This is a genomic window from Pseudoroseomonas ludipueritiae (assembly GCF_014490445.1).
GTDB classification, from domain to species: domain Bacteria; phylum Pseudomonadota; class Alphaproteobacteria; order Acetobacterales; family Acetobacteraceae; genus Pseudoroseomonas; species Pseudoroseomonas ludipueritiae.
Genome location: NZ_JACTUZ010000199.1, coordinates 1 through 6,797, shown reverse-complemented (window position 1 = coordinate 6,797; position 6,797 = coordinate 1). Strand labels below are relative to the sequence as shown.

The window sequence follows — 6,797 nt, the reverse complement described above, 5'->3', positions numbered from 1 at the left end:
CAAGCGCCAGGCTGGCCCGGCCGCCGGCCAGGTTGCCCTCCAGCAGCGCGGCCATGTCGGGCGGTTTCATCGGCCCTGTGCCGGCGCCGCAGGCGGCGCGCCAGAGTTGCAGCCGGCCGCGCAGGCTGAGGGCGGCCTCGCGCGCCAGTTCCGCCGCCTCGGGGTCATCGCCCACCATCTCCACCGCGCCGGCCACGGTGCCGAGTGGTCCCACAAGGTCATGGCACAGCCGGGCGCAAAGATCCTGCGCCAGGCTCAGCCCGGGTTCCGCCGCCATGCATGCTCTCCGCTGAAGAAATCGCCCTAGTTTAAGCTCGAAACGTTAATATCACGCCAGCGTGATCACGCGCCGCTCTGGCCGTGGCGGCGCGGCAACGGCAGGCTGGGGAGATGATGATGCCGCTGGAACCCGGAATGCGCGTCCGCCACCCCGCCCATCCTGAATGGGGCGAGGGGCAGATCCAATCGGTGGTGCAGGAGCGCGTGACGGTGAATTTCGAGCATATGGGCAAGGTGCTGATCAACGCCCGGCATGTAGAGCTTGAGGTCCTGGACTAAGGACCATGTTCGATTCGCTGTTGCAGGAGGCGCTGGGGCTGTTGCTGTCCTGGCGCTTCGCCATTGCCGCCCTCGCCACCGTCATCGCTGGGCTGATGCGGGGCTATTCCGGCTTCGGCACCGCCATTCTGTTGGCGCCGGTCTATTCCACGCTCTGGAGCCCGCGCGTCGGCGTGCCGGTGGTGCTGCTGATGGAGCTCTTCGTTTCCGCCTATCTGCTGCCCCGCTCCTTTGGCGAGGCCAACAAGAAGCTGATCCTGCCGATCTGCGGCGCCGCGGTGCTGATGCTGCCGCTGGGCTCCATCATCCTGCTGCAGGCGGATGGCGGCACGCTGCGGCGGGCCATCGGCATCTTCGTGCTGCTCTTCGGGCTGCTGATGATGTCCGGCTGGCGCTACCACGGCACCCGGCCGCTGCCGCTGAACCTGGCGGTGGGCGTGACCGCCGGGCTGCTGAAGGGCGCCACCGGCATGTCGGGGCCGCCAGTCATCCTCTACCTGCTGGCGGGCAAGGAGGAAGCGCGGCAGCACCGCGCCAATCTCATCCTCTTCTTCGGGGTGCTGGGCGTGGCCTCCATCGTCCCGCCGCTCTGGGGCGGGCTGATCGGCGTTTCCACGCTGGTCATGACGGCCGTGATGCTGCCGGTGATGCTCTTCTCGGTGCCCATGGGCGCGCGGCTCTTCCATGTCATCCCGCAGCGCTGGTACCGCCGATTCGCGCTGATCCTGCTCATCGCCACCGGAGGCTTCGCACTTCTGGGTTGACGAGGGCTTGCAGCCGGGGGGGCGGACAGCCCAAATGAAGGGTCTTCCCCTCCGGCGAGGAATTCGGCTGCTATGATCGACCCGTTCGGCCGGGCCATCAGTTATCTCCGCGTTTCGGTGACGGACCGCTGCGACCTCCGCTGCGTCTATTGCATGGCGGAGGACATGACCTTCCTGCCCAAGGCCGAGATCCTCTCCCTGGAGGAGCTGGACCGGCTTTGCGGCGCCTTCATCGGCCTCGGCGTCCAGCGCATCCGCCTGACGGGCGGGGAGCCGCTGGTGCGCAAGGATGTCATGACGCTCTTCCGCTCCCTCGGCGCCCGCATCGGGCCGCAGGGGCTGAAGGAGCTGACCGTCACCACTAACGGCACGCAGCTCACCAAGCACGCCGAGGGGCTTTATGCCGCCGGTGTCCGCCGCATCAATGTCTCGCTCGATTCGCTGGACCCGGCCACCTTCAAGGCCCTGACCCGCTGGGGCAAACTGGAGCAGACGCTGGACGGCATCTTCGCCGCGAAGGCCGCCGGACTGCAGGTGAAGATCAATGCCGTGGCCATGAAGGGCGTCAACGAGCACGAGTTCGACCGCCTGATCACCTGGTGCGGCGAGCATGGCTTCGACCTGACGCTGATCGAGACCATGCCGATGGGCGACATCACCGGCGACCGCACCGACCAGTACCTGCCGCTCTCCATGGTGCGGGCCGACCTGCGCCAGCGCTGGACGCTGGAGGATACCGACTACGCCACCGGCGGCCCGGCCCGCTACTTCAACGTGGCCGAGACCGGGCGGCGCCTCGGTTTCATTACGCCCATGACCCATAATTTCTGCGAAAGCTGCAACCGGGTTCGGCTAACCTGCACCGGGACACTTTACATGTGTCTCGGCCAGGAGGACTCGGCGGACCTGCGCGCGGTGCTGCGCGACCCCTCGGTGGACGAAGCCGGGTTGCAGCAGGCCATCCGCGATGCCATCGCCCGCAAGCCCAAGGGGCATGACTTCATCATCGACCGGCGGCACAAGGCGCCTTCGGTTGTGCGCCACATGAGCGTGACAGGCGGGTAAACCGATGGAGAGCGTGCGTGGCCTGACCAATACCCTGGCCATTCCCGGCATGCCGGAATGGACCGGGTTGCTGATCCTGGTGGTGGGGCTGCTCTGCGCCGCCGCCTTCCTGCTGATGCCCTTCAGCGTCTTCGGCGTGAAGGCGCGGCTGGAGGCCATCGAGGTGCAGCTGGACGAGATCCAGGCCGAGATCCGCAGCCTGGCCCTGCGCCTGGGCGAGCCTGAGCTGCCGCCCCGGCCGCCGATTGTCGAGGATTACATCGAGCCGCCGGTCAGCTATGCCGTCAATCCGGCCCGGGACCACGCGCCGCGCATCGTTCCCCCGGTGCCGCCGCCGCCCATCTTCCCGGATGCACGCCCGGTGCGGAACGCCCCCTCACCTCGCGCCGAGCCGCGACTCGACTGGCCGCGCCCGCGGGGGTGAGCCCCCGGCGTCTCAGGACGCCGGGAGGGCCGCCACGGGCGCTGCGCGGATCGCGGCCGCGATGGCGCGGGTAAAGTCATCCGCATCCGCCACGCCGCTGTTGCGCCGGGGCATCGTGACATGCACGCGCAGGAAGCGCCCGGCCGCCGTGCCGGCGCAGACCTGCTGCTCCACCGCCGTGCGGCCGAAGCTGCCGGAAAGATCGGCGCAGGTCATGCTGCCGCCATCGGCCAGCGGCAGGTTGCGCCGGGTGGTCTCGGCCAGGGTGCGGCCGGGGGGCAGCACGGTGGCCTCGCGCACCGCCTCGTCCAGCACGGGGGTCACCGTCTCGGCCGGGGCATTGTCCGGCAGGGCCTGCTGCCCGAGGTCATAGACCAGCACCGAGGCCACCGCCGCCCGCGCGGGCAGGCCGTTGCGCGCCGGCGTGGCATATTCCACCGCGCTGCCGTAGCCAGGCTGCCGGTCCTCGAAATTGGTGGTGGTCCCGCGCTCGAACCCGGCCACCTCCATCGGCAGCCGGGCCAGCACCTCCGTCAATGCCGGCCGGGCGCGAAGGGCGGCCTGGGCCTGCTCCTCCGGGCTTTGCGGCAGGGCGCAGGCGGCCAGAAGGGTCATGGCGCCCAGGGTCATCCCCTGGGCGAGCCGTGCAGCCCTCAATGCGTGACCCCCGGAACCGGCAGGCCCAGTTGGAGCGCGGCATTCGCCATGATCAATCCTTCCCAAAGCAGCTGCAGGCCGATCCAGACGATCAGCACCACGCCGATGTAGGCGATGATCTTGAACCTTTCCAGCAGCTTGGCGAGCAATCCGCCGAGCAGGCCCATCATCACGATGGAAATGCCGAGGCCGATCATCAGCAGCATCAGGTTGGAGCGCGCCACCGCCGCCACGGCCAGCACATTGTCGAGGCTCATGGAGACATCGGCGATGATGATCTGCCACAGCGCCTGGCCCAGCGTCTTCTCGACATGCGGTGCCGGCGTGCCGACCTCGTGCTCCGGTTCGCTGCGCAGTTCCTTCAGGAAGGTCCACGCGATGTAGAGCAGCGCCAGGCCGCCCACGAGGTCGATCCACCACAGCGACAGCAGCATGGTGGCGAAGATGGAGAAGATGATCCGCAGCACGGCGGCCGCGATGATGCCGAAGAGAACGGCGCGGGACCGGAGATGCGGCGCCAGCCCGGCGGCGGCCAGGCCGATGACCACCGCATTGTCGCCGGACAGAATGATGTTGAGCCAGATGATTTCGGCAAGGCCGGACAGCATGCCGCTATACGCTTCCATTGATAGGTCCCCACGGGAGTTATGGCAGCCGGCGTGGCGTCGCCCGGCACGACACCCCACGGACGCGCGGGACGCTACAGGCTGGAAGGGGACAGGTGAAGTAACGCTGGCCCGGAAATGCATCGGGGCCGCCTCCCCCAAGGGAAGCGGCCCCGATCAGTCGAAGCGGTGGCTGGCCTGTTACGGCGCCGCCGGAGCCGCCGGCGCCGGGCCGCCGCTGCCATTGATATAGGGCAGCACCTCGCCGCCACCGGCCCAGATCATCTGGATGGCGACATAGAGGATGACCAGCAGGCCCACCCAGGCGATCCAGCGGAAGCGCTCCAGCAGCCGGGCGATGAAGGTGGCCGCCACGCCCATCAGCACCACCGAGATGCCGAGGCCGACCACCAGCACCCAGAGGTGTTCCTTGGCCGCGCCGGCCACCGCCAGCACGTTGTCCAGGCTCATGGAGACGTCGGCCACCAGGATCTGGATGATGGCGCCCTTCAGCGTCTTGCGCTCGCCGGGGGCCGCTTCCGCCTGATGAAGCTCAGCCTCGCTGACCTCCGGCTGATGGCCGCGCTGCAGCTCGCGGAACATCTTGTAGCAGACCCAGAGCAGCAGAATGCCGCCCGCCAGCGTCAGGCCCACGATGGCCAGCAGCTGCGTGGTGATGGCAGCGAAGCCGATACGCATGAGCGTCGCGGCGACAATGCCCCAGAAGATCGCCTTGCGGCGCTGATCTGCCGGCAGGCCGGCGGCGGCCATGCCGACGACGATGGCATTGTCGCCAGCCAGCACCAGATCAATCAGAAGTACCTGCCCGAGGGCGATCAGCTCAGGCATCCAGGCAGAAAAGTCCATCAGCACGATTTCCCGGCGTTAATGATTTGGCCATCGCGCGGCAGGGCCGGGCTTGTCAACCACCGGCAGAGGCGCCACACCCCCGCCCGCCAGGTTCTGCACCCTCCTCAAACGTTAAGGATCGCCCCATGGTTCCGCGCTACACCCGCCCTGAGATGGCCGCGATCTGGTCTCCCGAGACGCGTTACCAGATCTGGTTCGAGATCGAGGCGCTGGCGGCCGAGGCTATGGGCAACCTGGGCACGATCCCGGCGGAGTCGGCCCGCGTGATCCGCGAGAAGGGCGGCCCCCGCGCCGCCGCCATCGATGCCGCCGCCATCGCCCGCATCGACGAGATCGAGAGCGTGACGCGCCATGACGTCATCGCCTTCCTGACCTACATGGCGGAGGGGATCGGCGAGGACGCTCGCTTCATGCACCAGGGCATGACCAGCTCCGACGTGCTGGACACCTGCCTTTCCGTGCAGCTGACCCGCGCGGCCGACCTGCTGATCGCGGATCTGGACCGCGTGCTGGCGGCACTGAAGGCGCGGGCCCTGGAGCACAAGTTCACGCCCACCATCGGCCGCAGCCACGGCATCCATGCCGAGCCCACGACCTTCGGCCTGAAGCTCGCCGGCCATTATGCCGAATTCGCCCGCTGCCGCGCCCGCATGGTCGCCGCCCGTGCCGAGGTGGCGACCTGCGCCATCTCCGGCCCTGTCGGCACTTTCGCGAGCGTGGACCCGCGGGTGGAGGAATTCGTGGCGGCCAAGCTGGGCCTGGCCGTGGAGCCGGTCTCCACCCAGGTCATCCCGCGCGACCGCCATGCCGCCTTCTTCTGCACCCTGGCCGTGGTGGCCTCGGCCATGGAGCGGCTGGCGACCGAGGTGCGGCACCTGCAGCGCTCCGAGGTACGGGAAGCGGAGGAATATTTCCACCCGGGCCAGAAGGGCTCCTCGGCCATGCCGCACAAGCGGAACCCGGTGCTGAGCGAGAACCTGACGGGCCTGGCCCGCGTGGTGCGCGGCTATGCCACCCCGGCGCTGGAGAATGTGGCGCTGTGGCATGAGCGCGACATCAGCCACAGCAGCGTCGAGCGCTATATCGGCCCCGATGCCACCATCACGCTGGACTTCGCCCTGAACCGCCTGGCCGGCATGATGGAGAAGCTGACCATCTACCCGGCGCAGATGGAGGCCAACCTGGAAAGCCTGGGCGGCGTGGTGCACAGCCAGAAGGTGCTGCTGGCCCTGACCCAGGCAGGGCTCTCGCGCGAGGGTGCCTATGCCGCCGTGCAGCGCGCGGCCATGGCCACCTGGACCAAGCTGGGCAGCCCCGAGGGCAAATCCTTCCGCGACAACCTGCTGGCCGATCCGGAAGTGGCGGGCAAGATGGATGCCGCCGGGCTGGATGCCGCCATCGACCCGCAGCGCGACTTCCGCCACGTCGAGACGATTTTCGCCCGCGTCTTCGCCTGAGCCGCCCTGATCGCCGGTCGCATTTTCGTGACCGGCGGTCACCGCAGCGCCCCCGGGGCGCCACTGTTCCGCCTCAGATGACCCCGAAATTCAGGGCCATGACGAGGAGGAATTGCCAGATGCCACGTCTTTTCAGGTCCGGCTTTTTCGCCCGGATTGCTTCCGCTGCCCTGCTGGCCACCGGCCTCGGCGTTGTGAGCCTGCCTGGAGAAGCGCAGGCCGCCCCTGCCCGGCCAGCGGTTGCCGCCCCCGTAGCGCAGCCCGATGTGCAGGCGGTGCAGTATTACCGCCATCCGCCGCCACCGCCGCGCCACTGGCGCCGTGGCCCGCCGCCACGCCACTGGCATCCGCCGCCGCGCGCCCGCTACTACGGCCCGCCGCCGCGCTGGCACCGGGG

Annotated in this window: 9 protein-coding genes and 1 pseudogene; 6 read left to right on the top strand and 4 right to left on the bottom strand. The window is 68.7% G+C overall.

The features are described from left to right. Nucleotides 1-277: hypothetical protein (locus IBL25_RS23520; RefSeq protein ID WP_456315884.1), on the bottom strand; the 277-nt coding region annotated here is incomplete at its 3' end. Between the two features lie 113 nt (nt 278-390). Between IBL25_RS23520 and IBL25_RS23515 the strand changes: the two genes are divergently transcribed. The 4 genes from IBL25_RS23515 to IBL25_RS23500 all read left to right on the top strand — a co-directional run bounded on the left by IBL25_RS23515 (nt 391) and on the right by IBL25_RS23500 (nt 2,811). After that, nucleotides 391-558, top strand: a complete 168-nt coding sequence (locus IBL25_RS23515; protein ID WP_120640055.1) for a DUF3553 domain-containing protein — start codon at nt 391-393, stop codon at nt 556-558. Nucleotides 559-563: 5 nt separating this feature from the next. Then, on the top strand, nt 564-1,322 hold the full coding sequence (locus IBL25_RS23510) for a sulfite exporter TauE/SafE family protein (RefSeq protein ID WP_187780907.1): 759 nt from the start codon (nt 564-566) through the stop codon (nt 1,320-1,322). A gap of 72 nt (nt 1,323-1,394) precedes the next feature. Next, nucleotides 1,395-2,387 carry a GTP 3',8-cyclase MoaA gene (moaA, locus tag IBL25_RS23505; protein ID WP_187780906.1) on the top strand — a complete coding sequence of 331 codons (993 nt, stop codon included), beginning with the start codon at nt 1,395-1,397 and terminating at the stop codon, nt 2,385-2,387. A 4-nt stretch (nt 2,388-2,391) separates the two neighbouring features. After that, the gene (locus tag IBL25_RS23500; RefSeq protein ID WP_187780905.1) at nt 2,392-2,811 is read left to right on the top strand and encodes a hypothetical protein; all 420 of its coding nucleotides are present in this window, start codon (nt 2,392-2,394) and stop codon (nt 2,809-2,811) included. Nucleotides 2,812-2,823: 12 nt separating this feature from the next. On the opposite strand, the gene IBL25_RS23495 is transcribed toward IBL25_RS23500, so the two are convergent. From IBL25_RS23495 to IBL25_RS23485, 3 genes are all read right to left on the bottom strand, one after another. Then, the gene (locus tag IBL25_RS23495; RefSeq protein ID WP_187780904.1) at nt 2,824-3,426 is read right to left on the bottom strand and encodes a hypothetical protein; all 603 of its coding nucleotides are present in this window, start codon (nt 3,424-3,426) and stop codon (nt 2,824-2,826) included. Between the two features lie 38 nt (nt 3,427-3,464). After that, the gene (locus IBL25_RS23490) at nt 3,465-4,076 is read right to left on the bottom strand and encodes a YjbE family putative metal transport protein (protein ID WP_238940619.1); all 612 of its coding nucleotides are present in this window, start codon (nt 4,074-4,076) and stop codon (nt 3,465-3,467) included. Nucleotides 4,077-4,274: 198 nt separating this feature from the next. Next, nucleotides 4,275-4,940 (bottom strand): TerC family protein, encoded by a 666-nt coding sequence (locus IBL25_RS23485; RefSeq protein WP_187780902.1) that lies wholly within the window; start codon nt 4,938-4,940, stop codon nt 4,275-4,277. 128 nt (nt 4,941-5,068) lie between these two features. On the opposite strand from IBL25_RS23485, the gene purB reads away from it, so the two are divergent. Together purB and IBL25_RS23475 are read left to right on the top strand one after the other, a co-directional pair. Further along, nucleotides 5,069-6,400 (top strand): adenylosuccinate lyase, encoded by a 1,332-nt coding sequence (gene purB, locus IBL25_RS23480; protein WP_187780901.1) that lies wholly within the window; start codon nt 5,069-5,071, stop codon nt 6,398-6,400. 119 nt (nt 6,401-6,519) lie between these two features. Beyond that, a pseudogene (locus tag IBL25_RS23475) lies at nt 6,520-6,797 on the top strand (hypothetical protein); the annotation flags it as partial.